The organism is Clostridium sp. MCC353 (genome assembly GCF_018785315.1).
Taxonomy (GTDB): Bacteria; Bacillota; Clostridia; order Lachnospirales; family Lachnospiraceae; genus CHH4-2.
Genome location: NZ_WQPN01000108.1, coordinates 15002 through 41456, shown reverse-complemented (window position 1 = coordinate 41456; position 26455 = coordinate 15002). Strand labels below are relative to the sequence as shown.

Here is a 26455-nt window from a genome sequence, read left to right as displayed (position 1 = left end):
GTGGATGAGAGGAATTAGGGTCGGAATCCGCACCCTAATTCCTCTCATCCACGGCCGCCTGCTCCAGATTCCCCCGTCTTTATGGCGTCACTCCTGCAATTTGTTAAATAAAGATTATTTTGCCACGATATTTACAATTCTTCCAGGAACGTAAATCTCTTTTACAATGTTCCCGCTGAGTTTATCGCCAAGAGCTGCTTTTCCTGCCGCAATTGCCTCATCCTTGGAAGCGTCTGCCGGAATATTAACCACTGCCCTGGTTTTTCCGTTAACCTGAACGGCGATTTCGATTTCATCATCTTTCATGGCTTCCTCATCGCATTCCGGCCACTGGGCATGGAATACGGTGTCGGTTCCGCCTAACTGCTGCCATAACTCTTCACCGATATGGGGGGCGAATGGGGCCAGGAGGATAACGAAGGTTTTTAAAGTCTCTTTATCAATGCCGCCTGTTTTTTTAGCCAGGTCAATGAGTTTGTTGTTATATTCCATGAAACCGGAAATGACTGTGTTCAGATTAAACTGGTTGAATCTCTGTTCAATGTCAAATACCAGTTTATGACGGAGTTTTACCATTTCCTTTGTTTCAGGGATATTCTTATCTTTGCTGTCCGTTACAAGGGTCCAGAAACGGTTCAGGAATCTGGCAACGCCTTCGATTCCTCTGTCATCCCATTCCGCATCCAGTTCCGGCGGCCCTACGAATAATTCATACATTCTGAGGGCGTCGCAGCCGTAATCCCTTACCAGATCATCGGGAGATACCACATTTCCTTTGGATTTACTCATCTTGATGCCGTTCTTACCGTTGATCATACCCTGGTTGAACAGCTTTTTAAATGGTTCATCAAAATCAATGGCTCCGATATCATGAAGGAACTTTGTATAGAATCTGGAGTAAAGCAGGTGGAGAACCGCATGTTCCACACCGCCGATATACATATCTACCGGCAGATACTTGTCAGCCTTTTCTTTGGATACCAATTCCTCACTGTTGTGGCTGTCCACATAGCGCAGGAAATACCAGGATGAACCTGCCCACTGAGGCATGGTATTGGTCTCTCTCTTAGCCGGCGCTCCGCACTGAGGACAGGTTGTGTTAACCCATTCATCAATAGCTGCCAATGGTGATTCTCCGGTTCCCGTAGGCTGGTAGCTTTCCACCTCAGGCAGTTTTAACGGAAGCTGGTCTTCCGGCACCGCCACATTGCCGCAGTGCGGGCAGTGGATGATCGGGATCGGTTCTCCCCAATAACGCTGTCTGGAGAATACCCAGTCACGCAGTTTATAGTTAACGGTCTTTTTGCCAAGTCCCCGAGCTTCGATCATTGCAGGGGCTTCCTTCTTCAGGACCGCGGATTCCATGCCGTTCCATTCACCGGAATTGATCATGATACCGCTGGCTTCCGTATAAGCTTCTGTCATATTTTCAATTTCTTTGCCGTCTTTGGCAATTACCTGGATGATCGGAATATTGAATTTGGTTGCGAACTCGAAGTCACGGTCATCGTGGGCCGGAACGCACATGATCGCTCCCGTACCATAATCAGCCAGTACATAATCGGAAAGCCAGATCGGAACTTTTGCGCCATTTAAGGGGTTAACCGCATAGCTTCCCGTAAATACGCCTGTCTTTTCCTTATCCTGAAGACGGTCTACGTTGGATTTCATGGATGCGTCATAGATATAACGGTCCACCGCTTCCTTGTTCTCCGGGGTTGCCAGCTCTGCTGCCAGCGCATGTTCAGGTGCCAAAACCATGAATGTGGCGCCATATAAGGTATCAGGCCTGGTGGTGTAGACAGTGATCTTCTCATCTTTTCCATCCACTTTGAAGTCGACTTCCGCGCCGTAAGATTTACCGATCCAGTCAGACTGCATCTTTTTCACCTTTTCCGGCCAGTCCAGCTTATCCAGGTCGTTGAGCAGGCGCTCCGCATAAGCGGTGATCTTTAACATCCACTGTCTTAAATTCTTCTTGGTAACCGTAGCGCCGCAGCGTTCGCAGCAGCCGTTTACCACTTCTTCATTGGCAAGGCCTGTTTTACAGGACGGGCACCAGTTGATCGGGAATTCCTTCTCGTAGGCAAGGCCTTCTTTGAACATCTTGACAAAAATCCACTGGGTCCATTTGTAGAATTCCGGATCCGTCGTATTCACTTCCATATCCCAGTCATAAACGGCTGCGATTTCATTGATCTGTTTTTTAATATTAGCCACATTTTCCGCTGTGGATTTGGCCGGATGAACCCCCATCTTGATCGCATAGTTCTCCGCCGGAAGGCCAAATGCATCCCATCCCATAGGATGAATCACATAATGTCCTTTCAAAATCTGATAACGGCTCCAAACGTCGGAGATTACATATCCTCTCCAATGTCCCACATGAAGTCCGCTTCCTGATGGATAAGGGAACATATCCAAACAATAATATTTTGGCTTTTTGCCGTCATTTACATTAATCGGGTGTTTTTCCCAATTCTCACGCCATTTTTTTTCAATTGCGCTGTGATTATAAGCTGCCATGATTTCCTCCTTTAATAAATAAAAAAGCCCTGTCATCTCCATTGCAAGAGACGCAGGACAAACTTGCGCGGTACCACTCTGCTTTATGCTCATGAAAAGCATACACTTAACGGATACTTCCATATCCCTCCGCTGTAACGGCCGGCTCCCGTCTTTACCTACACAAAGGCAAACGCCTTCTTCAGCAAGCTACTCAAAGGCGAGTTCAGCCGTCATCCATAACCGTCTCGCACCAACCGGCGGCTCTCTGAATATCTTTGGCAGCTTACTATTCCTCATCACTGTATTTATGCTATATGATAATGTATCACACTTAAAAATTTGTGTCAATAATTTTATTGTCATTTCCATCCATTTGGTTATAATGAAAGGAGGAGGCATATATGAAACAATTATTAGAAAAAACTGCATGGCCCATGAATACGCCAGCGCTGTTTTCGCCCTTTCATCTGGCCGCTGCTTGTACCGGCATTTTACTGGCATTCTTTGCCGCTAAAAGATTAAAGCATTGTTCAGAGTCCGTTTTTTACCGGATACTGGCCGGATGCGGGATCGTCCTGGGCGCCAGTGAGCTCTATAAACAATGCTTTTTATACTATGTGGTAAATGACGGAAGGTACGACTGGTGGTATTTTCCTTTCCAGCTCTGCAGCATTCCCATGTATTTCTGCCTGCTGCTGCCCTTCGTCCGTTCAGATAAACTGCGAAAAATTATCCTCACCTTTATGCAGGATTTTAACCTGCTGGGCGGAGCCATGGCCCTGGCTTATCCGGAAGGCTTTCTCCACCCTTACTGGGCCCTCACCCTGCATGGTTTTTTATGGCACGCTGTGCTGGTATTCCTGGGGCTGTTCATCGGTTTTTCCGGGCGGGCCAGTAACAGCACAAGAGGATATTTAAAAACAATCCCCCTGTTCGGCGTCTGCTGCCTGGCGGCCTCGGTTATCAATGTCTGCACGCCGGTAAAGGGAGAAGCAGACATGTTCTACATCTCCCCATATTATCCGTCTTCACAGCTTGTTTTTCACGAGATAGCAGACCGATTTGGCATCATGGCCGGAAACCTTACATATCTGTCCGCCATATGCCTGGGAGGATATCTGGTTCATCTGGCATTCAGCCGTTTGATTAAGAATTAATCAATCTGTTTTACCAGATCGGACAATTGATCCAGCTGCTCTTTGTTCGGAATATACTGGGCGCGGTAGGCCTCCATACAGATCTCAAATCCGCACGCCTTTAACTCTTCTTCCACCTGTTTGATGCTCTGCCCGCCCCATCCGTAGGAACCAAAGGCAAATGCTTTTCTGTTCTTAGGCGACAAGCCCTTCACATAGCAGAGAAATGCCGCTACTGTGGGAAGCATCTGGTTGTTAAGCGTGGGAGAACCCACCGCAATATATTTGGACGTGAGCAGTTCCGGAATGATATCGGAAATGTGGTTCTCCTTGAGATCATACAGCTTCGCGGGAACTCCCCGTTCAATAAAGGATTCCACAATCGTTTTCGCCATGGCTTCCGTGGAATGCCACATGCTGTCAAAGACCACCATAGCGCCCGTTTCCGGCTCATTGGCGCTCCATAACTGATAAGCGTCCAGGATATCTTTGATGTTCTTTTTCCAGATCACGCCATGGCTGGGCGCGATCATTTTAAGCTGAAGGCCATGTACGATCGACCAGGCTGTCTGGGCCTGTTTTCCATAACACATGATGATATTTCCGTAGTATTTCTTCGCTTCCTGCATGATCACGCTGAGGTCGCTTTCTTCGTCAAAACGCTCCGACGACGCATAATGCTGTCCAAAAGCGTCATTGGAAAACAGGATCTGTTCCTCAGGACAATAAGTCACCATGTTATCCGGCCAATGCAGCATAGGCGTCATGACAAATGACAACGTTCTCCTGCCAAGGCTGATACTGTCTCCGCCTTTCACCGCGATATACGGATAATCCCCGTAGTGCGCAGTCAGCCCTTTTATTCCGCTGGGCGCGCAGGTGATGATCTGCGCATGGGGGCACGCCTCCATCATGGCAGGAATCGCTCCCGAATGATCCATCTCCACGTGATTGGCTACGATATAATCGATCCTTGCCGGATCAATGACGCTGGAAACACGTTCCAAAAGTTCTTTGGCAAATGGCCCCTTCACCGTATCAATCAATGTAACTTTCTCATCAATAATCAAATATGCATTATAGGTGGCGCCTCTGTTTGTCGTATAGCCGTGAAAACTTCTCACCGACCAGTCAATGGCGCCAACCCAGTAAATTCCCTCTGCAATTTCTCTCGCTTTCATCCTTGTTCCTCCATTCTGTTACGCTTTATAAGCAGTTCATTATCATTCGTTATTTCAATCTTTTTATATTATGCCTTTTTTATGTTATAATAATACCAATTTTACCTTTTCTAGTCTGTTGCAAATGCACCATTTTTGTGCTAAAATTTTAACAAAATTGTTGTATGATAGGAGCCAGAATATGGAAAATTTACAGACAAACCTGTTTTTCAATATCTCCCCTGAAGAATACCGTTCCATGAAGCTGTGCCTTTCAGCCAGAGAGCGGGCATTTAAGGAAGGGGAAACCATCTATACCTTTGAAAAAACATCCCAGGCTGTGGGCATCATTTTAAGCGGCGCCGCCGTCATCGTCCGTTATGAGTTAAATGGTTCCAGAACAATCCTGGAACGCCTGAACGAACAGGATATCTTTGGCGCAACCCTGGCCGCCCTTAATTCCGTTTATGAAAATGTCAGCGTCATCTGTGAAATGGACTGTACAGTTATGTTCATCGATTACTCCCATATCATCAGCCCCTGCGCCAAAGCATGCCGGTGCCATCACCAGTTAATCCAGAACATGCTCATGATCATTTCCCAGAAAAACCTGCAGCTCAGCGAACGCGTGGAACTGCTTTCCAAGCGGACCATCCGGGAAAAACTGCTCTGCTATTTCCTTCAGCAGTCTTCAAAGCAGAACTCCCATTCCTTCAATCTCCCATTTACCATGTCCGATTTGGCGGATTATCTGTCCGTTGACCGCAGCGCCATGACACGGGAGCTGAAAAAAATGAAAGACGACGGCATGATCAAGGTCAACCGCAGACACATTTCCATCTGTTCCTAAAGGAAACCCGGGTAACAGCTCAGACCTGTCTGAACCGTTACCCGGCCAGAATCCGGGCCCGTTTCATCCCGCCCTTTGATTCCGAACCAAACCGGCCCTGCCTACCTTCTATACAAATGCGCTCGCTATGCAGACCGCTAAAAATAAAACCATACCCACATTACAGAATATTGTCTTAAACTTTTGGAAACCATAAAGGGCCCTTTCCCCTTTTTCAAATGAAATCTTCCTGAAAAAGCAGATAAAAAGCACAATTCCCCCCACCGTCATCCCGATTGCGGTCAGCTCATACAATAAAATCAGGATCATTCCCGGAAGGGCATGAAGAAGCTGGCGGTCCGTGATGATTTCCGAATTGAGGATCTCATTGATACCAGGGAATTTCATCAGAAGAAGCAGGATCACGCTGCTGGAATTGATCATCATGTGCATGATCACAGAATATCTTAAACGGGACGTTTTGCAGTATACATAGGCCAATATGGCTCCCAGAGCAAACGCATAAAAAAACTGGTAGAAGTTACCGTGGGAAACGCCGAACAGGAAGCCGGAAACCAGCACCGCAGTGCCCTCCCCATACATCCTGATCCGGTCTACCAATAGCCTGCGGAACAGGTATTCCTCGATCACCGGCCCTACGAGCACCACAATGATAAATACAACCCAGATATCCGTATTCATTATGATCTCCTGAAGCTCAAAATTCATTTTTTTCCCGGTCATCATCTTGACTGCGTACATGACCCCCTGTCCCATCAGGTTGCCTATCTGCATCGCCGACATTCCAATGATGAATATAACCCAGAACCGGCCGGCTCCCAGCTTCTGCCCCGGATAGTTTTGCGCCGGCATCTTCCCGAACAGCCACGCAGTAAGAGGCATTGCGATCAGATACATAGGCGCCGTGGAAAGAAATAAGGACATCCACTTTAAATTCTCCGGCAGTGAAAAACCGGTGGCTTTGATTATCATCCTGATTAAAAGCTGCAGTAAAATAGTGACTCCAAAATACACAAAATAAATGAGGCCAATTCTGGAAAATCTCTTTCTGTCACTCATCGCTGTAAAACCTCCATCCTTTTGTAATACCATATACTTTATCGGCTGAACAAAAAAATGTCAAACAGTTCTTTCTTACAATATTCTCCAGTTCTGACAGCCCGGGAGAAAGAAAGAATTTCCCATGAAATCAAAACCGCCTTTCAACCGGAATACTCACGGTTGAAAGGCAGCCCTAATCCAATTCTATGTCCACTAATCCTAAAATTAACCTTCTGTTCTGTCCACTTTAGAAGCTCTGGCTTCCACTTCTTTCTTCTGTACATCTCCAGGAGCCTGCTCATAACGTGAAAATTCATATTCAAATACGCCCATACCGCCGGTCATGGAACGGAGATCCGTATTATAACCGAACAGTTCAGACATCGGGATATCCGCCTCGATAATCTGTTTTCCGTTATGATTGGAATTCATACCCAGCACACGGCCTCTTCTGCGGTTTAAATCGCCCATAACATCACCGGTAAACTTATCCGGAACGGTTACTTTCAGAGATACAATCGGCTCTAACAGAACCGGATTGGCATCCATAAAGCCCTTCTTAAACGCCATGGTTGCAGCCATCTTAAACGCCATCTCAGAGGAATCTACCGGATGATAGGAACCGTCTACCAGTGTCGCCTTAATGCCCACTACCGGGTAGGCAGCCAAAGGTCCTTTTAATACGCATTCCTGAACGCCTTTTTCCACTGCCGGGAAGTAGTTTCTCGGAACTGCGCCGCCGAATACCCTCTCTTCAAATACATAAGGTTTCTCCAGATCGCCGGATGGTTCAAATTCCATCTTAACATCACCGTACTGTCCATGTCCGCCGGACTGCTTTTTATATTTGCCCTGAACTTCCACTTTTTTACGGATGGTTTCACGGAAAGCAAATTTCGGTTTACTGAGTTCAACATCCACTTTATAGCGCATTTTCAGTTTGCTGACTACCACATCCAACTGCTGGTCGCCGATGCCGTACAGAAGCGACTGGCGGTTTTCCGTATCGTTCACTGCCTTTAAAGTGAGATCCTCTTCCATCAGTTTGGAAAGGGCGCTGGAAACTTTATCTTCATCACCTTTGGTCACCGTCTTATATCTCATGTAGGTATAAGGTGTGGAAATCTCCGGTTTATGATATACGATAGGAGCTGTGCGCAGCGCAATCGTATCGCCTGTCTGGGTTATAGTAAGTTTCGCAACAGCGCCGATATCCCCAGCTCTCAGTTCCGGTACTTCAATGGCCTCTTTGCCTCTCAATATGTACAGTTTGGCAACTTTTTCTTCCGTATCCTTGTTGACATTATAAATGGTGGAATCCGGTTTTAAAGTACCTGTACATACCTTCATCAGGGAATATTTACCGATGAACGGATCCACGATGGTCTTAAATACTCTGGCTGATAAGGATACATTGTCATTATACTTGGCTGTGAAACGTTCTCCGGTGGATACGTCCACACCGATACATTCGTATTTGTCCGGTGACGGGAAATACTTGTCAATCGCCTGCAGCAGAACGCGGAAGCCCTGGCAGTTGATACCGGAACCCATCATAACGGGTACAATTGTTCCGTCTATAACATGTTCCCTAAGCGCTGTGGAGATCTCTTCCTGAGTAAATTCTTCTCCGGAGAAATAACGCTCCATGTATTCCTCGCTGGTTTCGGCAACCGCTTCCATCAAAGCTTCTCTTGCAATGCCTAAATTCTTCTTGGAATATTCGGGAATCTCACATTCTTCATAATCACTTAAATTGGTATAACGGCGGCCTGCCATCTTCACCACATTGACAAAGCCTACGAACTTCTCGTTCTCACGGATTGGCAGTTGGAACGGAGCAATCTTTCTTCCGAATTCTTTCTCCAGCTTCAGAACCAGTTCACGGTAGCTGGCATGGTCATCATCCATGTTGGTTACGAAAATAATTCTCGGAAGTTTAAACTTCTCACACATCTCCCAAGCTTTCTGTGTGCCTACTTCAATACCTGCTTTACAGTTTACAACGATAATAGCGGCATCAGCAACGCTGATCGCCTCCTCTACTTCACCTACAAAATCAAAATATCCGGGAGTGTCCAGTAAATTAATCTTAATCGGACCATCTTCGCCTTCATACTCCAGTGGAATCAACGTTGTGGAAATGGAAAACTGTCTCTTAATCTCTTCCTTGTCATAATCACTGATCGTGTTACCGTCCGTAACGGACCCCATTCTCTTAGTAACACCGGTAAGTAATGCCATAGCCTCTGCAACTGTTGTTTTACCGGCGCCACCGTGTCCGAGTAATACAACGTTACGGATTTGTTGCGTTCCATATACGTTCATAAACATTCCTCCTGTTCGCGCAAACCTGATGGTTTGCTTCAAGTTTAGTCTTATGATGATATTCTACTAAATTTTTCTGAATTTTACAAGCATAATGTGCAATTTATACAAAAATTTTATAATTACCCGCCAAACCATCGATTATAGCGGCTTTTTTAGCTGTTTCGCGGACTTCTTACCCTTTCACAATGAATTTAAGATCAAAACGGATCTCATCTGCCAGCTTTCCGGGAAGCCCGCCTCCAACCTCATCCAAAAGCTGCGTGATAAACTGTCCCTGTTCTTTTGTAATATACGTATAAAGGCTCCGGCAATGCAGCGCCGCCAAGATACTGCCACGAATTTCCTCCGTCTCCGGCTCCTGGTATAAGAGAAGTAAATAGGGCAGGCTGTTCCAGGTGTTTTCCAGAATCAGCAGGCGGATCAGGTAACGTTTCACGTGGCTTTCCCCTGACATCTTCCAGCATCCGTACAGTTTTTCCGCCCCATAGCGGATCCGGCTGCTGCGGACCGCCTGGTAAGCGGCCTTAGACACCGGAATCCTGGGATCTGACAAATACGTCCAAAACAGGGATTCCCCCTCCTCTTTCATCAGCCTTCCCAACGCGCCCACAGCCGCCTTTACTACCGTTTCATCCGGATTAGTTAAAAATGGGATGATCATTTTCGCATGGTCCCTGCTGCCTGTTTCCGCCAGCCCGGTAATGGCTGTCTCCGGCTTTTCATCCTTTAAATGGCAGATATAATACCCCGGCACGTCGAAATCCCTGTGACGCCCCAATATAAATGCAGCCAGTTCCCGGATTCCTCTGTTCTTGTCCAGCAGAAACGTCTCCAGGCCGGTCCATGCGTCTCTTAAAAGATCATATTTTTTATCCATGGCCTTTCTTCTGACACAGGCGCTTTTATGCAGCAGATATCTGTCAATCTGCTCCAAAGAACAGTCATAATCCTTTAAAATGCCGGATATGATCACCGTCTGGCAATAGCTGTGCCTTTCCCGGGCCAGCAGATAGTCCGCCTTCTCCTGCTCCAGAATCTTTCCGGAAAACAGATAACGGTAGATACATTTCCGGATATCAAACTCATACTTTAATATCAGATAGACGGGAGCGTCTTTCATTTCCCGTTCCATACGTTCTTTAATCCTGGCTTCAATGGATGCCAGTTCCCGGTCCCCCCTTCTTTCTGACCGTTTCACCTTATCCAGGGTTATGAGGGCCGGGAAGATTTCATCAAGCGGGCATCGGTCCAGCTTTTCACCGATCATTTTTACAGCCCTGTTTCTGACATTGCCGACCCAGTCATTCATTCTTAAAATCATATAGGGCAGGGTTTGGGGATATGCGGCCATCTCACCGACACATTGTTCCCGGAAATAGCCGTTGGGGTGAAAACTGCCGGCGATCAATGCATATGTATAGTCCTCTTCCGATTCAAACTGATCCCTTATCTCCTTCAGGCTGACCTTTTGCCAGTCTATGTTCCATTCCACGGAAGTATACTGGCGGAACTGCTCGCTGAGCCGGATCATCTGACGGATGGTATAGGGTTTTAACAGACAGCGGATGGCCCTCCCGCACCGTTTCACCAGGCGGATGTCATCATAAGCGAATGTGCAGTAGGCCGCCGGAAGGAAGGAAATCCCGCCTTCTTCCAGCCTGTCCACGGCAGTGGCCAAACTGTCATAATACGCTTTCCTGATACGTTCTTCCTGAAAATGATTCCAAAACATCTGATCCTCCTCCCGCTTATTTCCCAAATACCGACTTTATCTGGATATTCAATTGATTACACCAATTTTTCAGACATTCTTCCTGATAAAGTCCCACAGAAAAATCTTCCAGCTCATAATCCAGAGGGATATCTGTTTTGATGGCCGCCAGTTGTTTTGACAGAACCGCTGCCGCTTCGCCGCATAATTCCCCCTCTTCCCCTGTTTTTGTCAGTGATTTATAAGGGGAACGGCTGATTCCCAATCCTGTTTTCCAAAAATCCTGTAAATCCTTCAGCGCCTTTTTGTCGGTTTCCGCTTCATGGATCACAGAATATAGTTCTTCCACCGTCCCGTATTCATTTAAAAGGAGAGGGGCGGCGCTGCTGACGCCCTTTACGCCCGGTATATTATCGGAGGTGTCTCCCTGAATGCCCTTCAAATCCACAATCTGTTCCGGCCATACGCCTTCTTCCGCAAAAACATGTTCCGCAGTGAATTCAAACACTTTTTCAGGAAGATTTACATCCTTTTTGGTCATCCCATAAGCCGAATAATATTTTTCATACAGTTCTTCCGCCTTCTCCTGCTTTGCCTGAACCATCCATGCCCTCACATTATGTTCATCGTTTACAAGCTGAAGATAATCATGGTCTTTTGTCATCACCACAACCGGTATCCGGTCACGGAATTTCATCACCAGGCTGCCTGCATAATCATCCGCCTCATAGCGGTCGCTGTACAGAACTTTAAATCCTACGTCTTCCAGTATCTGCTCCATCAATATGAACTGCTCCTTTAACGGAGCCGGCGTTACCGATCTGGTGCCCTTATAATCCTGATAGAGCTCTCTGCGGAACGTATCCCTGGTCTTGTCAAAAACAAACGCCATATAATCCGGCTTCTGTTTCTTTATCAATGACACCACCATTTTCAGCATTCCGAAAATGGCATTGGTGTAGACGCCGTCTTCCGACTGAAGGATTTTATTGTAATGTTTCTGCTTCTCTTCTTCCGTTTTGGCAAACATGATCTCCCGCGGAAGCACTGCATAATAACAGGTGGACAGCATGGATGAGCCGTCCACAATCACTAATTTTTTCTCTGACATATACTCCTCGATTCCGCCGCGGCCTGCGGCTTAAAATTTCATTTTAAATAACAATTTTTTAGATAAAGCCCCCCTCAGACATACATATACTCTGCCTTGAAGTGTTCTGTTTTTTTAATATCGCTTCCGAATACAAAAATCCGGTAAGCCCGCTTCCCCCTGGAATAATTAAAAATATCATTGCGTTCATATCCGATCTTGTCTTTCTCCAGCAATGAACTTATTTCTTTTATTTTTTCCTCATCAAATGTAAATGCGATGATATGGGCCCTGTACCATTTATCAGCGGTTAACTGGGCGTGAGCATAATCAACCAGCCCTTGTTCTGTGTCAAAAGCCTTCAAAACCCGCTTATTCCCGCGTTCAGAATAGCACCAGTTAAAGCTGTTCCCATCCCGTTCCATAACAATGCCTTCAGGCGCAAAATGATGACCGATTGTCAGTTCCTGAAAGGAATAGCAGTTTTCCTCCAGCCAAGCCTCTAATTCCTCTAATGTTTTCATTCTTCTGCTCCATTTTATATATTTTCTTAAAGCGGCTTTTCAACCTGTTTACTATATCATACCGCAGCAGGTGAATGCAATCAAACGGAACATATAGTGTTGTGAAATCTGTAACCGTTTAAATCTGTCTGAACTTTACACTATATAAAAGCAGCCTTATGAAAAGCACTGTTTAAAAGTTATACAAATATCACATTTGATGGTATAATAATCTTATTATATGACATGATTTTGAGGACAAGGGGGGAAATAATGATTACGTATAACTATTTAATGATGCACAACTCCATGCAGAGCCAGTAAGCGACAATTGCATGGAGGAAACAGTCGCTTTATATGCTGGCTTTGCTTCCTAAACAATTTAAGTTAAGGAGGAGCCCGCATGAAATACCAGAATGCATCTAAGATTCTTCCCGAATCTTTGGTGAAGGAATTACAACATTACGTTGATGGGGAATATTTATATGTTCCCTCAGCCCGCCACAAACAATGGGGGGAAATATCCGGTTATCATAACGAAATAGAACGCAGAAATGAAAAAATAAAACAGGAATACTCACAAGGGACATCCATTGATGCTCTTGCGGACCGCTATTTTTTATCAACACATTCTATACGAAAAATTATATATAACCATTAGAACGAAAGGGGAGCTGCATCAGCAGCTCCTTTTTGTAATTTTCGTTACAGCAATCATTAATAGATAGAGGAATCGGCCGCCTTTTGCTAAACTGAAAGAAGCAGCTGTTCCGGGCGGCTCATCTTTTCGAACAAAAAAACGTTCAAGAAGCATCGGGTATTCGTTTGATACAAAAATTGGTGATAAGAAAGAGGACATTATGCGATTAGAAAATTTAACTTGGATTGAAGCGCAAAAATATTGTTCAACTAAAAAAAGCGGCCTGATTATTCCAATAGGCACTTGCGAACAACATGGCCATCATTTGCCGCTCAATAATGATATATTAGTCTGCGAATATATGGCAGATGAATTGTCAAAACGAACCGGCCTTCTGATTGCTCCCACAATTAACTATGGGGTTAATCTGCCCCTCGACCGCGGCCTGGCCGGCACAGCCTCGATCACAGAAATAACGCTGCATGATACCGTCTCATCAATTATCGATTGGTGGACGAACCAAGGCTTTACGTTTTTTCTCCTCCTGACCTATCATGGCGATCCATTTCATATAAAAGCGCTGTCAGACCATGGCAGTAATGTAAAACTAATTGAATTAGGCGATGTGGATTATACGGATATACTCCAAAAACAGGATACAATCAGACATGCTTGTGAAGCAGAGACTTCCGTAGCCTTATTTCTATATCCCCATAAAGTGCGGATGGGAGCAATACAGGAGTATGATATACCGTTCCATGATTTTAAAGATTATCTGTACCATGAAGCCCAAACCCCGCCGACACAATATACCGGCTGTTTAGGCGCTCCTTCCTGCGCCTCGAAAGATAAGGGAGCACAAATAGTCTTCAGAATGATAGAAAAAATGATGGAGGAATATCAACAGTTTGAAATAAGGGTACGATAAGACGTAAAGCATCACTGAAAAGTACGCCAGAAAAGTGGGAAAACCGGGGCGGAGAGTTTGGGAAAATTAAATCCCGGACCAGGTACCGCCCCTAAAAGATACTAAAATCTTAAATGCCTTACAAATGCGCATTTTTAAAACAAAACAGGTATAAACACAATAGCGATTACTGCATTAATACACATCATTGGCATTCCAGCCAGCACAAACTCCCTGAATTTTATATTTCCTGCCGAAGCCAGCATAGCATAAGATGGCGTAGCCATTGGCGTTACATATGCACAGCTTCCTGCCAGACACATGGCGATAATGATGGGCTTTAAAGGAAGCCCTAAATTACCGGACAGAGCGATCCCGATGGGCGCCATTATAGCAAACGAACCGGAATTTGACATGAGCTGAGTCAAACACATGGTGAATATAAACATGAGTGCTACTACCATTCGCAGACTCACCATTTGTCCCAGCACATTTTGGGCCAGATCACCAATAATTTTATCCAGACCGACTTTTGGAATAGCTCCTGACAATGTGGTGATTCCCACTGCAAACAGTATAATTTTCCAATTAATATTTTCCAGCATTTCCTCAATGCTCATAATTCTGCTGCCTCCTAAGATAAATGCCATAATAATTACAGCTACGTTAGAAGGCATATATCTGGAATCTATGGCGACCGCCACCACAAAAAACAAGGCGGAAAACAGAACGGTATACTGCTCTCTTTTATTATAATCAGCCCTAAACCTGACATCGTTTGAACTCCTCCTCACTCCCGGTTCCGCTTTGATCACGTACATACCGATAAAACAGAAGAATACAATCAGCAAAATCCCCATAGGAACGGTCAGAGGCGTCATTTCAAACACGCCAAAGCTCTCTCCCGGTCTGGCCGCTTCATAAGTGCTCCGGGCCAAAAGATCCAGGTTATTACCCAAAAGCGTAAATGTTCCCCCAATCGTTGCCGAATATCCCAATGCGATTAATGTCCGCTTTCTGCTGATGCCGAGCTGGTCAGCCAGTGTTATGACCAGCGTCATCATGGCGGCCTGAACCCCAAGTGCCTGCAGCAAGATAGAAGCTGCCGCCGTAGTCAATGAAATCACAAGCACTATAACGCTTTCACTTTTAATATATTTTCGCGAAAAATTCATAGCCTTTTCGCCTATGGCTTCAGTTAGTCCTACCTTTTGAAATGCCGCACTGATCAGAAAAGTGCCTACAAAAAGCATCATTGTAGGATCCGACAATCTGGACATCATTTCTCCCGGTTTTAAAACCCCCGCCAGCGTTAGTGTTGCCAAAATCGCCATGGCAACTGCCAGATATGGAACTCTGTCGCTGATCAACATAACAACGGTTACAATCAGCAGGCCAACCGTGATATAAAGCTGCATGTTTTTCCCCCTCTCCGGCTGCAGTTGTCAGCGCAAACGGGCACTCATCTCAATATCAACCCACCTGAATTTCTCCGGATAAACAACCCTTGTCCGACTGCCTAACCGGATTAACTCCTCATTGATTCTGCTGCAGTAATCTTCAATGGAAATACCCTGCCTGCCGGGAATTTTTTCATGATGGTGAGGAAATACATACTGAGCCTGATATGGCAGCACCAGTCTGGCATAGTCTTCCGGCGCAAGCCCCGCATTGGCCTGGCGGATTACAATGTTGGGCCGCGTCTTCTTTGCTTCACGGTAAATATCCTGATAAGAATCAAGACCGCCGGATATGAGAATCCTCATCCCCTCTTTGGTAGTGATTAAAAAGTTCAGCATTTCCATTCCGCCAAAATGATTTCCGTCCCTATAACTGCCTTCTGGTCCGCCAATGGCAGGAATCCTGTATGCCTGGCTGGGTTTGTAATCATCCCTCGTCTGTGTTGTGTGTTTTCCACGGTAAATATTCAAAGAAAAACCGTCTAACTCATAAAATTCCCCTGGAAGTACCGGCCAGATATGAGAATAATTCAAATCAAAATATTCTACAATACTATTGCAGGACATCTGACCTGAAAACACCTGGGAACCAAATTTTCCCACCAGATTGCCCACATCCGATATGTGATCTCCATGTGTGTGTGTCAGGAGAATATAATCTGCCCCCTCGATATTCTCCCATGTAAAATTTTCAAACCGGTTCATGGTAATAAACGGATCAATAACGATCGACGGCCCGTCAGGCAGTTTTATTTCATATCCCGCACAGTGAAGCCACCGTAATGATAATACATTCATGATGTTACCCCTTCCCGCTCTCTATACGAATTTTGTAAATTTCAATTAACAGTATTTTCGAAAGAAGTCAAATACTTCTGAAAGCCCCATCACCCACGCTGACGGATGATCTCCGCCTCCAATATAAAGGCTGTTTATATTAAGCCCCTGTTCCTTCATCGCATCCACTCCGTCCCTGAGATAATCAAAACCATGCATATCTTCCGTTCCTCCCACAAATAAAATCGGAACATCTTTTAATGGCGTCACATCCATGATTTTTGTATTAACCATGGCTCCCGCCGGACTTATAGCCTTAAACATGCCCGGATGGGAGGCCGCAAAATAAAACGTGCCTTCTCCGCCCATGGAATTTCCCATGAGGAACATTTTATTTTCATCCGCTGAAAAATTTTCTAAAACGGTTTTAATCGTCGCTTCCAGACACAATTCACCCAAATGATGGCCGTAAAGCCTTTCCTCCGAATAGTGTCCCGGGTTTTCCGGGCAGGAATAATCAAGATCGGGATCTCCCGGATTCGGCGGAAGTACATATCCATATGTAGAATCCCAGATAAAGCCATCCGCTCCGACCACAATAAACTTATGTTTTTCTCCGTAATACTGAAGCTTATTCTGGCTGCGGATAAAGCCCTGTTCCGGACTTCCATTGCCTCCGTGGAGATAAAATACTACCGGATATTTGATTGCAGGGTCGTACCCCACCGGCAGATAGATTCTGTAAGGAACCAGTTTTTCCCCTTCCTCAAACCAGAAAGTATGGTAAAAATCCCCTTCCTTTTTTCCCCGGATCAGATTGTCAATATATTTTAATTTGAGTTTAGGAATCTCTGCAGTTTCCTTGTCACTTGTGAAAAATATAACCTGGTTCTTTTCAGCTGTCATCTTCTCCATACGGCGGTAGTCAAATACCTGTTCCAACACTATATCCAAAGCCATCACTTTGACTCCGTTTATCTCCTCTTCCGGAGTTTTGGCCTGCCGGACTCCTCTGCTGACAATCACACTTCCATCGATGGATTCCACTTGGTAAACCTGAGAATAAATGGTTTTAAAGTCTTCTGTGGCCAAGAATACATGTCCCTCTTTTAAAACCGGCGGTATTTGGGGGCGGTATGTATATTCATTGATCATTATCGTATGAAAACCAGGTACCAGATACAAACTTTTTACATTGAAATAATATCTATAGTTCATTTATTTCCTCCTCTTCATCTTCCGGAATAACAGGCAGTATCAGTTTTGACGCCTTAACCGGGTTATGATAAACACAGTTGCGGGCAATTTTCATTTCTGTATCCGTTCCCACCCGGTTTCCGGTATTATGGTTTCTGTCAATCATTGGAAAACAGCTGCTGGTTACCTCCAGGCGTATTTTGTGTCCTTCTTTGAAATAGATGCTCGAATTGCCTAAATCCACAGTAACACGCCTGATTTCCCCCGGCTCCAGAAGTTTTCGTTCATAGGTATTGTTGTAGCTGGCCCTGACAGCCCCTTCTGTTATATTTAAGGATTTTCCATTGGGGTATACATCAGTCAGACGGCAGACAAAATCCGTATCCGGGCAGTCAGAAGAAATTTCCAGCTCTGCTTTAAACATTCCAATGGCTTCAATTCCTTTTCCCAAAACCGGAGTGGAATAAACCAGCATATCTTCTCTCATAGTTTCCACACTGCTCCAGTCCTGAATCCCGCCCGCGCAGCCGCCGGGTACACGGTCCGGAGCCGGTTTCTCAGGGTCATAAATAAATTGATCTTCCGGTTCATATTCTTCCGGAGGCGCTGCGGACAGCCAGCCGTCGCCGGACAGCGTATTGGCATTTCCATTGCTCCTCAGATAAAAATCTGTATACCGGGTACGCGCCAGAGGGTACTCGTATTCATCCCGCCAGATATTTTTTCCCATAATATAGATGCGCACAGGAGCGCTGGCTTCCATCCCTTCATCAATTCCCTTGAGATGATAATCAAAAAAACGCCGTATATGGTCATTAATATTTAAAATCTTTCCATCTGCATTACCAAAGCCCAATTCTCCCTGATTCGGCTCAAACCGGACGCCATGTTTCCACGGGCCCGCCACCAGTCTGGTGTTGTTCCTCACATGTTCATTCGGATTAACATGAGTTAAGGTCATAAAATTTTCAAATGGTCCATTTTTTGAAGAGGTATCATACAGGCCGGCATACAGCAGCATAGGTGTATCCACATTGCTCAAATCTATAGGCCGTCCTTCGACTTCGGGCCCTGATGGACTGTCATATTTTTCTACCTTTATGCGGTATTCTTTCATATAGGGAAAATATTCCGTCAACTGCATAACCGGCATATCGATTTCCGGAACAAAACGATATTGTTCTCTCATGTTTTTTGTATGCTGTGTCAGAATCCGACGGCATTCTTCACGACGTCCTTCATCTTTAATCCGTTCCAGATACCGTTCCGCCTGTTTGGAAAGCCATTCCGCATGAAGGGCATTTGGCAGAAAACCTCCGCTGTATTTCGGTCTGCAGCTTTGCATGAAAGGAGCAATGCAGATCAGATGAGGCGGCTTTTTAGCTGCCATTGTCAGCTGGGTATATGCATAGTAGGAATGACCGTATCCACCGACCCTGCCGTCACACCATTCCTGTCCGGCAATCCATTCACAGCTGTCATAACCGTCATCTCCCTGGTCAAAATAAAAGTTATATTCACCATCCGAACTGCCGGTGCCTCTCGTATCCTGCAAAATAACTGCATAACCGGCCTTTGCCAACGGAATGGGGCTTAATTCTCCCCATTGAGTTGACATATATTTTTTCCTGTAGGGGGTCCGTAGCAATATGGCCGGATACGGCCTTCCGTCATCCGGCCTGTAGATATCTGCACGTAATATGACTCCGTCCCGCATTGGAATTTCTGTATCTATATCAATACTCAATTTTTGATTCATATCAATTCTCCGTTCTTAAACAATCGTTAAGCAGCCTGCTCGTCTTCGGCAATCGCTTTTTCCACCATACCCTCTATTTTTCCTTTCATGACCGCATAACAGACAGCACCACAGGCTGCCAATGCGCCAAATACCATAAATGCCTTTGAAAAACCTACCGCCGCACAGATAAAACCGGCCGCGCTGCTCATAAACATAACTCCAAAATCAGTCAGTAAAAGATGAGTTGAGTTGGCTATACCCATTTTACTCTTTGGCATAACTTTAACTGCCTGAGCCTGCATAATATTCTGCATTGGCATGCCAAAGCCTTTTAAAACACCTGCGACGGTAAACATTAGAGCCGTCGGATACATAGCCAGGAGAATAAATCCTACGGCTTTACACAGGAAACCGAAATAAATTACATATTTCGCACCAATTCGGTCTGCCATTGCTCCCATGGGCAGTACTGCCCACATCTTAACCAGCATTGCTACTGAAAAGTACAAGGCTCCTGCTGCCGGATATCCCATCTCCGTTGCATAAACTACAATCAGCAGATCTTCCGCAGCCAGATGGGCGCTGTTCGCCCACATCATGGGAAGGAACCAAAGCCCTTCAAGAGCTATGTAATTCGTGATCTTAAAGCCTTTCTTAGAGGTCTTTTCCTTCTGTTGTTCCTCGCTTCCCTGCTCTTTTTTCTTTTCGTTCTGCGGCGACATTTTCAGGAAAAATGATAAGATACACATTATGCCTAACAAACCGACTGAGCCATAAAACGGAACTTTCTGTCCCATCTCATAAACTCTGGTAGAAAACGCCGTAGTTCCGGCTGAAAATAAGGCTGGTATAAAACTGTACAAAGCCATTGCAGTACTGATTTGTGCCTTAGTAACACATAATCCGGTGAGAGAATACAGGGAAGTCACCATCAATGCATTGGTAACTCCTTCTAAAAATCTTGCTGCGCCGAACATCGCCACCGAATCAAACAGGGCAAAGCATAAATAGCAGGCCATCCGCAGCAGGCTGCAGGTTATCATCCATATACGCGGATTAAACTTATCCACGCCGCGCCCTGAAAACGGACGGCAGCAAATTTTTCCCCAGCTGTTCAGAGTCGCTATGAATCCTAAAACAGCAACCGTGGCTCCCAGAGATTTCCCGTAAACATTAATACTTGTTTTGGATAATTGTGTCGCACATGTATTACATGTAAGCATCAACATAACAAGCAATAAATTTTTATTCGTCATTAGAGATACTGCTTCTTTTAACAGGCTGTTCTTTTGTTTCTCCACACTAACCCCTCCTTGTGAATTGTTTGGCCAAATTTAATTTTATTATGTGAATATTCATGATATAATCATAGTATTAATTAGTTTTTCTGTAAAATCACTTTTTGGTTATTATGTTATAATTTTCTAGTGATAAGCGCATTTTTTAGTGTATTTTAACTCGAATCATTCAGAGGGGAAACGCCATTATGAATTTACTGCAATTTGAATATTTTCTTGAACTTGCAAAACTTCAGAACATGACCTCAGCTGCGGAATCTCTCCATATCTCCCAGCCGGCTCTGAGTAATATGCTGAAAAAACTAGAAGCGGAATTGGGGGTTCCGCTGTTTGACCGGAAGGGAAAAAATTTGAAATTAAATGAAAACGGACGGGAATTTCAAAAAACAATATCCGGCTTATTTGAGATTCTGGAACGGAACCAGCAGAAAATGCTGTACCGGGACAAATTGGGAGTTCAGGAAATTGTCTTGGGGTTCCGTACCAGTGAAGCCCGGTTCTCCGGTCTGCTGAATACATTTATGGAATTACACCCCAATATAGTTTTTCGCTTAATCTCTAATCAAAGAACAGTAAAATCCAAACCGGAAGATACCCTGGATTTTCTTTTTTCTCATAGAAGCGTCCATCTGCGCAACATGAATTATGTTTTTTTGTCCGACTCAGAACCCAGTAACCCATATATTCTATTAAACAGAACTCATCCTCTTTGTCAAAAAAAATGTTTAGATCCAGATGACATTAAGGATGAACGGATGATCGTTGTCTCACCCCATAGCAATGCTCTGCCTGTTGAATATAATACCATGCTGAATTACGGTATCATGCCCAACATATGTGCGATCACAGACGACCGTTTTGTTATGCTCAACATGATTACAAGCGGAACTATGATCGGTCTGGTCCCATATATCGACAGTTGTTTTGTTAAGAATAATACCAATGTAGCAGTACGTCCTCTTGCTCCGGGCGGCAGCGTCCATATCGATCAGAAAAATATTTATTTTGCCTGGAAAAAAGATAACGAGTTATCTGAGGCAGCTTTAGAATTCCGCAGTTTTATGTTCCAGCAATTTAATCTTACGGAAGAGGACATAAAATATTTACCATGAACAACCTATTCCATGTATATTCAGGCAGGCGTTTCCCGTTTATAAATTTGTCTTTTTTACTTTAACACGTTAAACTTCAACGTCATAAAGCGTTGACATTATCCCCGACTTCGTATAGAATACTAGCTATAAATTCAATTAAACATAAACGAGGAAAAAGACATGATTATAATTATGAAACCAAATGCCTCTGATGAGGCCGTAAAAAAAGTAACTAATTTGATTGAAGCCAAAGGCCTTCAGGTTCATCTTTCCAAGGGCGCCCAAGTAACCATCGTAGGCGTTGTCGGCGATAAAACAAAACTTCACGGATCCAACATCGAGATATCAGAAGGCGTTGACAAGGTAGTGGCCGTAACCGAATCCTATAAACTGGCCAATAAAAAGTTCCACCCGGAAGATTCCGTAATCAAGGTGGGCAACACCACCATCGGACCGGGCACCTTAACCATTATGGCCGGCCCCTGCGCGGTGGAAAGCCGGGAACAGTTGATGGAAACCGCATATGCGGTGAAAAAAGCCGGGGCCACCTTCCTGCGCGGCGGCGCGTATAAACCGAGAACATCCCCCTACTCCTTCCAGGGCCTGGAGGAAGAAGGGCTTAAATATATGAAAGAGGCCAGAGAAGCCACAGGGCTGAACGTCATCTGCGAAGTAACCAGTCTGCGGGCCATCGAATCGGCGGTTAACTATGTGGATATGCTTCAGATTGGGGCCAGGAACATGCAGAACTTCGAGCTGTTAAAGGAAGCTGGAAAATCCGGTATCCCGATCCTGTTAAAACGCGGCCTGTCAGCCACCATTGACGAATGGCTGAACGCTGCCGAATACATCATGTCCGAAGGGAACCCCAATGTGGTGCTCTGCGAACGCGGAATCCGAACCTATGAAACAGCCACCCGCAATACGTTAGATATCAGCGCCGTGCCGGTGATCCGCAGCAAGAGCCACCTTCCTATCATTGTAGACCCCAGCCATGCTACAGGCGTCCGCGCCTATGTTGCCCCTCTTTCCAAAGCGGCAATTGCGGTCGGGGCAGACGGGCTGATGATCGAAGTCCATCCAAATCCTGCCTGCGCCCTGTCGGATGGCCCCCAGTCCCTGACCTTCGAGGCATTTGAAGAATTGACAAATGAACTGAAACCTTATGCAGATCTTTCAAGGAGGCATTTTTAATGACTGATTTAACCATTGGTTTTATCGGCTTCGGATTGATTGGCGGCTCTATCGCCAAAGGCCTGAAACGGGCCTGCCCCGGCATCCGGATTATGGCTTATATGAGAACCCGTTCCAAACTGGAACAGGCCAAAAATGACAACGTTGTGGACATTATTCTGGACGGAATTGATGAAACCCTGAATTCCTGCGACCTGATATTTCTCTGCACGCCGGTGGAATATAACGCCCAGTATCTTTCCGCCGTCCGGCCTTACTTAAAGCCCGGAGCCATCATCACAGACGTGGGCAGCACTAAAACCGATATCCATAAGGAAGTCATTTCCCTGGGCATGGAATCCTGTTTCATCGGCGGACATCCTATGGCCGGTTCTGAAAAAACAGGCTATGAAAATTCCACCGACCGTCTGTTGGAAAATGCTTACTATATCATCACTCCTACCAGAGAAACCAGAAAGGACGACACCAAACGCCTGGTTGCGGTGGCTGAGCTGATCGGAGCGATTCCCATTGTATTGGACTATAAGGAACATGACCGGATTGTGGCCGCCATCAGCCATCTGCCCCATATCATAGCATCCAGCCTGGTGAACCTGGTAAAGGATTCCGATAACCGGGAAGAAATGATGAAACGGCTGGCCGCAGGAGGTTTTAAGGATATTACCCGTATCGCCTCCGCTTCCCCGGAGATGTGGGAACAGATCTGCATGACAAATACGAAAAATATCGTATTCATGCTGGAAAGCTATATTGAATCCTTAAAGGACATTTTAGACCGGCTGAAGGAACAGGATAAACAGGCGGTTTACCGTTTATTCGACACATCGAAAACTTACCGCAATTCCATTTCCGATTCCTCCAAGGGATCCGTGGCTCCTGAATATTCCTTTACGGTGGATGTTGCCGACGAACCCGGCGCAATCTCTACTTTATCCGTAATCCTCAGCGCCCGGGGCATCAGCATCAGCAATATCGGCATCAACCATAACCGTGAACACGGGGAAGGCGCTTTAAAAATCGTATTCTATGATGAGGAATCCAGAAACAACGCCTGGGTGCAGCTTTTAAAATACAATTACAAACTAATAAAATGTGAGTGAGGTTTCAACAATGAAGTTTAAAAAAGTGACGGGATTAAAAGGAGAAATCACGGTTCCCGGAGATAAATCCATTTCCCACCGCAGTGTGATGTTCGGTTCCATCGCCAAAGGAACCACGGAAATACATAACTATCTTCAGGGCGCAGACTGTCTGTCCACCATCTCCTGTTTTCAGAAAATGGGAATCGACATCGAAAATAAGGGGGATACCGTATTGGTAAAGGGTAAGGGCCTTCACGGCCTCAAAGCCCCTTCAGAGGTTCTGGACTGCGGAAACAGCGGAACTACCACCCGCCTGATTTCAGGAATCCTGGCCGCCCAGGATTTCGACGTGATCCTGACCGGCGACCAATCCATACAGAAACGGCCCATGAAGCGCATCATTGACCCGCTCACCATGATGGGAGCCAGAATTGAAAGTGTGAACGGAAACGGCTGTGCCCCCCTAAAGATAAGCGGTTCCCCACTCCATGGAATCCATTATCATTCAAAAGTGGCTTCCGCCCAGGTAAAATCGGCAGTCCTGCTGGCCGGACTTTACGCGGAAGGGGAAACACGCCTGACGGAACCTTATGTATCCAGAAACCACACGGAACTGATGCTCTCCTGTTTTGGCGCGGACATTAAAACTGACGGCGCCACAGCGGTTGTCAAGCCCGCATCTGAATTATACGGCAGCCGGATTAATGTGCCCGGCGATATCTCATCCGCCGCATTTTTCCTGGCCGCCGGACTGATGGTTCCAAATTCCCAAATCTTAATTAAAAATGTGGGGATCAATCCCACCCGTGACGGAATCCTCCATGTATGCCGGGAAATGGGCGGTAATATCACATTGCTTAACGAAACAGCCGGTACTGGAGAGCCAACAGCCGACCTGCTGATCTCTTCCAGCCAGCTTCACGGAATCACCATCGGAGGGGCCATCATTCCCACCCTGATTGACGAACTGCCCATGATCGCCGCCCTCGCCTGTTTTGCCAAAGGGCAGACGGTGATTAAAGACGCCGCTGAGCTGAAAGTAAAAGAATCCAACCGGATCGAAGTCATGGTCCGCAATTTAACCGCCATGGGCGCCGATGTGGAAGAGACGGAAGACGGCATGATCATTAACGGCGGCAAACCGCTGCATGGCGCGGTGATCGACAGCAAACTCGACCACCGGATCGCAATGACATTTGCCATTGCCGGTCTGATGGCAGACGGTGAAACGGAAATTCTGGGAGCGGAATGCGTTACTATTTCTTATCCTGGATTTTATGGGGATTTGGAACGGTTGATTCAGTAAAAGGCATCATCAAGATGCATTTCCTGCCATTGTTCTCCTTCTATTGTATGAATCAGATTGGTATGAGGCAGATTTTCAAGATTGTTTTTCCTGACTGTGATACAGGCATAAAAACAAGCATGGTGAATACCTCAGATACTGGTATCCGCCATGCTTATTTTATGTTTTCCTTTCATTTTAATCCATTGATCCGGCCATCCTGGTTTCAGGTCACTTCACATCAATCTGGCACATCTTCATCGCTTCCAGCGCGTTCCTATGACTTTCAGGCGTCACACCGGCACAACACCGGCTGTCCACTAAAACCGGAACAGACGGAACTGCCGCCTTTATGAGAAGCGCATTGGAGATCACACAAATATCCGTACAAAGTCCGGCCAATTCCACGCTTTCATATGCCCCTTCTGCCACATACTTTGCGCAGTCCAGGCTTCCGAATGTGATCTTTTCGAACTTTTTCCCTTCAAACCCACTGATATCCGTTTGCAGTTCCCACCCCGGAGTCCCCTTAATGCAATGGGGCACAGGAAGCTTTTTCCCTTCCATAGTATCCAGATAATCTTCGAAATGAGTATCCAAAGTAAAGATCACCTCGTCCCCCCGGTCCTGGTATTCCCTGATCTTCTCAACAACTGCCGGAACCATTTCAACGGCTTCCTTCGTCCCTAATGCACCGTCAATAAAGTCATTCTGCATATCCACTACAATTAATAATTTTTTCATTGTTCATCCGCCTCACTGTTTTTTAATCGTTATCGTGATATCAGACATTTTACCATATTTCCAAGCCGTAAAAAAGAAAATCTCCGCAATTTATAATTTTAATTAGAGCCCGGACGTAGTATACTAAAAAGTAACAACGATTCTACAGGGGGGAATTTATGAAAGACAATGAACGTGATGAAATGCTGGAACTTCTCACAAAGTTGAAAGAATCCAGCGAACGCCAGGAAGCCTATGCAAAAAAACAATACCTGGCATCCAAAATAACCGCTGCCGCCAGCGTAGCCGCTCTGATCCTGATAATCAGCGTCTGCGCCTTCCTGCTGCCACAGGCCAAAACCATGTTCAACAGCATTAACACAGTTATGACCGATATGGAAACCATCACCAATGAACTGGCAGACGCCAACTTAGGCCAGATGATAGACGGCATCAGCCAGCTAGTTTCCACCAGTGAATACAGTATCAAACAGGCCGTAGACCGCCTGAATGCGGTGGACATCGACAGCCTGAACAGTTCCATACAAAGCCTGCATGATATTGTGGGGCCGCTCTCGAAACTATTCAATTACTAGGGACTTTATTTACAACAACTTTAACAACAAACCCTGAAGGCATTTTCGAAAATGCCTTCAGGGTTTGTTGTTAAACCAGCAGGAAAGCGCGGCGAGGAGGCGTCCGCAGGGCAGGGGTTGAGAACCGGCCG

General features: G+C 45.6%; 22 protein-coding genes and 1 other annotated feature. Of the genes, 9 read left to right on the top strand and 13 right to left on the bottom strand.

The window, feature by feature from the left end; all coding sequences use genetic code 11:
- Window positions 1-114: 114 nt before the first annotated feature.
- Window positions 115-2526 (bottom strand): leucine--tRNA ligase, encoded by a 2412-nt coding sequence (gene leuS, locus GPL15_RS18290; RefSeq protein ID WP_215700137.1) that lies wholly within the window; start codon window positions 2524-2526, stop codon window positions 115-117.
- Between the two features lie 43 nt (window positions 2527-2569).
- Window positions 2570-2817 (bottom strand) — a binding site (T-box leader).
- Between the two features lie 92 nt (window positions 2818-2909).
- Between leuS and GPL15_RS18285 the strand changes: the two genes are divergently transcribed.
- Window positions 2910-3665, top strand: coding sequence for a YwaF family protein (locus tag GPL15_RS18285; protein WP_215700136.1), 756 nt, complete (start codon window positions 2910-2912; stop codon window positions 3663-3665).
- Here the strand turns inward: GPL15_RS18285 and GPL15_RS18280 are convergent.
- On the bottom strand, window positions 3662-4825 hold the full coding sequence (locus GPL15_RS18280; RefSeq protein ID WP_215700135.1) for an FprA family A-type flavoprotein: 1164 nt from the start codon (window positions 4823-4825) through the stop codon (window positions 3662-3664). The genes GPL15_RS18285 and GPL15_RS18280 overlap by 4 nt on opposite strands.
- A gap of 181 nt (window positions 4826-5006) precedes the next feature.
- On the opposite strand from GPL15_RS18280, the gene GPL15_RS18275 reads away from it, so the two are divergent.
- Window positions 5007-5654, top strand: coding sequence for a Crp/Fnr family transcriptional regulator (locus GPL15_RS18275; protein WP_215700134.1), 648 nt, complete (start codon window positions 5007-5009; stop codon window positions 5652-5654).
- A 108-nt stretch (window positions 5655-5762) separates the two neighbouring features.
- On the opposite strand, the gene GPL15_RS18270 is transcribed toward GPL15_RS18275, so the two are convergent.
- From GPL15_RS18270 to GPL15_RS18250, 5 genes are all read right to left on the bottom strand, one after another.
- Window positions 5763-6713 carry a type II CAAX endopeptidase family protein gene (locus GPL15_RS18270; protein WP_215700133.1) on the bottom strand — a complete coding sequence of 317 codons (951 nt, stop codon included), beginning with the start codon at window positions 6711-6713 and terminating at the stop codon, window positions 5763-5765.
- Between the two features lie 207 nt (window positions 6714-6920).
- Window positions 6921-9023, bottom strand: a complete 2103-nt coding sequence (locus GPL15_RS18265; RefSeq protein WP_215700132.1) for an elongation factor G — start codon at window positions 9021-9023, stop codon at window positions 6921-6923.
- 175 nt (window positions 9024-9198) lie between these two features.
- Complete coding sequence (locus GPL15_RS18260) at window positions 9199-10758, bottom strand: HEAT repeat domain-containing protein (protein ID WP_215700131.1); 1560 nt, start codon at window positions 10756-10758, stop codon at window positions 9199-9201.
- A 16-nt stretch (window positions 10759-10774) separates the two neighbouring features.
- Window positions 10775-11848 (bottom strand): 5'-3' exonuclease H3TH domain-containing protein, encoded by a 1074-nt coding sequence (locus GPL15_RS18255; RefSeq protein WP_215700130.1) that lies wholly within the window; start codon window positions 11846-11848, stop codon window positions 10775-10777.
- 74 nt (window positions 11849-11922) lie between these two features.
- A complete protein-coding gene (locus tag GPL15_RS18250) occupies window positions 11923-12351 on the bottom strand; it encodes a hypothetical protein (RefSeq protein ID WP_215700129.1) in 429 nt (142 codons plus the stop codon).
- 382 nt (window positions 12352-12733) lie between these two features.
- Between GPL15_RS18250 and GPL15_RS18245 the strand changes: the two genes are divergently transcribed.
- Both GPL15_RS18245 and GPL15_RS18240 read left to right on the top strand, forming a co-directional pair.
- Window positions 12734-12991 carry a CD3324 family protein gene (locus GPL15_RS18245; protein WP_215700128.1) on the top strand — a complete coding sequence of 86 codons (258 nt, stop codon included), beginning with the start codon at window positions 12734-12736 and terminating at the stop codon, window positions 12989-12991.
- Between the two features lie 199 nt (window positions 12992-13190).
- Window positions 13191-13898 carry a creatininase family protein gene (locus GPL15_RS18240; RefSeq protein ID WP_215700127.1) on the top strand — a complete coding sequence of 236 codons (708 nt, stop codon included), beginning with the start codon at window positions 13191-13193 and terminating at the stop codon, window positions 13896-13898.
- A 134-nt stretch (window positions 13899-14032) separates the two neighbouring features.
- On the opposite strand, the gene GPL15_RS18235 is transcribed toward GPL15_RS18240, so the two are convergent.
- Genes GPL15_RS18235 through GPL15_RS18215 form a run of 5 tightly spaced genes read right to left on the bottom strand, consistent with a single transcriptional unit; the run spans window position 14033 to window position 20353 of the window.
- The gene (locus GPL15_RS18235) at window positions 14033-15295 is read right to left on the bottom strand and encodes an SLC13 family permease (protein ID WP_215700126.1); all 1263 of its coding nucleotides are present in this window, start codon (window positions 15293-15295) and stop codon (window positions 14033-14035) included.
- 27 nt (window positions 15296-15322) lie between these two features.
- Entirely contained in the window at window positions 15323-16135 is an 813-nt protein-coding gene (locus tag GPL15_RS18230) for an MBL fold metallo-hydrolase (RefSeq protein WP_215700125.1), read from the bottom strand.
- A 45-nt stretch (window positions 16136-16180) separates the two neighbouring features.
- Entirely contained in the window at window positions 16181-17332 is a 1152-nt protein-coding gene (locus GPL15_RS18225) for an alpha/beta hydrolase-fold protein (RefSeq protein WP_215700124.1), read from the bottom strand.
- Window positions 17322-19070, bottom strand: coding sequence for a CocE/NonD family hydrolase (locus tag GPL15_RS18220; protein ID WP_215700123.1), 1749 nt, complete (start codon window positions 19068-19070; stop codon window positions 17322-17324). The genes GPL15_RS18225 and GPL15_RS18220 overlap by 11 nt, the downstream gene beginning before the upstream one ends.
- Before the next feature lie 26 nt (window positions 19071-19096).
- Window positions 19097-20353, bottom strand: a complete 1257-nt coding sequence (locus tag GPL15_RS18215) for an MFS transporter (protein ID WP_215700122.1) — start codon at window positions 20351-20353, stop codon at window positions 19097-19099.
- Window positions 20354-20538: 185 nt separating this feature from the next.
- Here GPL15_RS18215 and GPL15_RS18210 point away from each other — a divergent pair, with 185 nt between their 5' ends.
- From GPL15_RS18210 to aroA, 4 genes are all read left to right on the top strand, one after another.
- The gene (locus tag GPL15_RS18210) at window positions 20539-21462 is read left to right on the top strand and encodes a LysR family transcriptional regulator (protein WP_215700121.1); all 924 of its coding nucleotides are present in this window, start codon (window positions 20539-20541) and stop codon (window positions 21460-21462) included.
- 162 nt (window positions 21463-21624) lie between these two features.
- Entirely contained in the window at window positions 21625-22638 is a 1014-nt protein-coding gene (gene aroF / locus GPL15_RS18205) for a 3-deoxy-7-phosphoheptulonate synthase (protein ID WP_215700120.1), read from the top strand.
- Complete coding sequence (locus GPL15_RS18200; RefSeq protein WP_215700119.1) at window positions 22638-23738, top strand: prephenate dehydrogenase; 1101 nt, start codon at window positions 22638-22640, stop codon at window positions 23736-23738. The genes aroF and GPL15_RS18200 overlap by 1 nt, the downstream gene beginning before the upstream one ends.
- A gap of 10 nt (window positions 23739-23748) precedes the next feature.
- Entirely contained in the window at window positions 23749-25026 is a 1278-nt protein-coding gene (gene aroA / locus GPL15_RS18195; RefSeq protein ID WP_215700118.1) for a 3-phosphoshikimate 1-carboxyvinyltransferase, read from the top strand.
- 210 nt (window positions 25027-25236) lie between these two features.
- Here the strand turns inward: aroA and GPL15_RS18190 are convergent, their stop codons facing one another.
- Window positions 25237-25749 (bottom strand): isochorismatase family cysteine hydrolase, encoded by a 513-nt coding sequence (locus GPL15_RS18190; RefSeq protein WP_215700117.1) that lies wholly within the window; start codon window positions 25747-25749, stop codon window positions 25237-25239.
- Window positions 25750-25907: 158 nt separating this feature from the next.
- Here GPL15_RS18190 and GPL15_RS18185 point away from each other — a divergent pair, with 158 nt between their 5' ends.
- Window positions 25908-26324 (top strand): hypothetical protein, encoded by a 417-nt coding sequence (locus GPL15_RS18185; RefSeq protein ID WP_215700116.1) that lies wholly within the window; start codon window positions 25908-25910, stop codon window positions 26322-26324.
- The last annotated feature ends 131 nt before the right edge of the window (window positions 26325-26455 follow it).

Coding starts and splice junctions, on each gene's coding strand:
- leuS (WP_215700137.1), bottom strand. CDS start 2,526: ATGGCAGCTTATAATCACAGCGCAATTGAAAAAAAATGGCGTGAGAAT.
- GPL15_RS18285 (WP_215700136.1), top strand. CDS start 2,910: ATGAAACAATTATTAGAAAAAACTGCATGGCCCATGAATACGCCAGCG.
- GPL15_RS18280 (WP_215700135.1), bottom strand. CDS start 4,825: ATGAAAGCGAGAGAAATTGCAGAGGGAATTTACTGGGTTGGCGCCATT.
- GPL15_RS18275 (WP_215700134.1), top strand. CDS start 5,007: ATGGAAAATTTACAGACAAACCTGTTTTTCAATATCTCCCCTGAAGAA.
- GPL15_RS18270 (WP_215700133.1), bottom strand. CDS start 6,713: ATGAGTGACAGAAAGAGATTTTCCAGAATTGGCCTCATTTATTTTGTG.
- GPL15_RS18265 (WP_215700132.1), bottom strand. CDS start 9,023: ATGAACGTATATGGAACGCAACAAATCCGTAACGTTGTATTACTCGGA.
- GPL15_RS18260 (WP_215700131.1), bottom strand. CDS start 10,758: ATGTTTTGGAATCATTTTCAGGAAGAACGTATCAGGAAAGCGTATTAT.
- GPL15_RS18255 (WP_215700130.1), bottom strand. CDS start 11,848: ATGTCAGAGAAAAAATTAGTGATTGTGGACGGCTCATCCATGCTGTCC.
- GPL15_RS18250 (WP_215700129.1), bottom strand. CDS start 12,351: ATGAAAACATTAGAGGAATTAGAGGCTTGGCTGGAGGAAAACTGCTAT.
- GPL15_RS18245 (WP_215700128.1), top strand. CDS start 12,734: ATGAAATACCAGAATGCATCTAAGATTCTTCCCGAATCTTTGGTGAAG.
- GPL15_RS18240 (WP_215700127.1), top strand. CDS start 13,191: ATGCGATTAGAAAATTTAACTTGGATTGAAGCGCAAAAATATTGTTCA.
- GPL15_RS18235 (WP_215700126.1), bottom strand. CDS start 15,295: ATGCAGCTTTATATCACGGTTGGCCTGCTGATTGTAACCGTTGTTATG.
- GPL15_RS18230 (WP_215700125.1), bottom strand. CDS start 16,135: ATGAATGTATTATCATTACGGTGGCTTCACTGTGCGGGATATGAAATA.
- GPL15_RS18225 (WP_215700124.1), bottom strand. CDS start 17,332: ATGAACTATAGATATTATTTCAATGTAAAAAGTTTGTATCTGGTACCT.
- GPL15_RS18220 (WP_215700123.1), bottom strand. CDS start 19,070: ATGAATCAAAAATTGAGTATTGATATAGATACAGAAATTCCAATGCGG.
- GPL15_RS18210 (WP_215700121.1), top strand. CDS start 20,539: ATGAATTTACTGCAATTTGAATATTTTCTTGAACTTGCAAAACTTCAG.
- aroF (WP_215700120.1), top strand. CDS start 21,625: ATGATTATAATTATGAAACCAAATGCCTCTGATGAGGCCGTAAAAAAA.
- GPL15_RS18200 (WP_215700119.1), top strand. CDS start 22,638: ATGACTGATTTAACCATTGGTTTTATCGGCTTCGGATTGATTGGCGGC.
- aroA (WP_215700118.1), top strand. CDS start 23,749: ATGAAGTTTAAAAAAGTGACGGGATTAAAAGGAGAAATCACGGTTCCC.
- GPL15_RS18190 (WP_215700117.1), bottom strand. CDS start 25,749: ATGAAAAAATTATTAATTGTAGTGGATATGCAGAATGACTTTATTGAC.
- GPL15_RS18185 (WP_215700116.1), top strand. CDS start 25,908: ATGAAAGACAATGAACGTGATGAAATGCTGGAACTTCTCACAAAGTTG.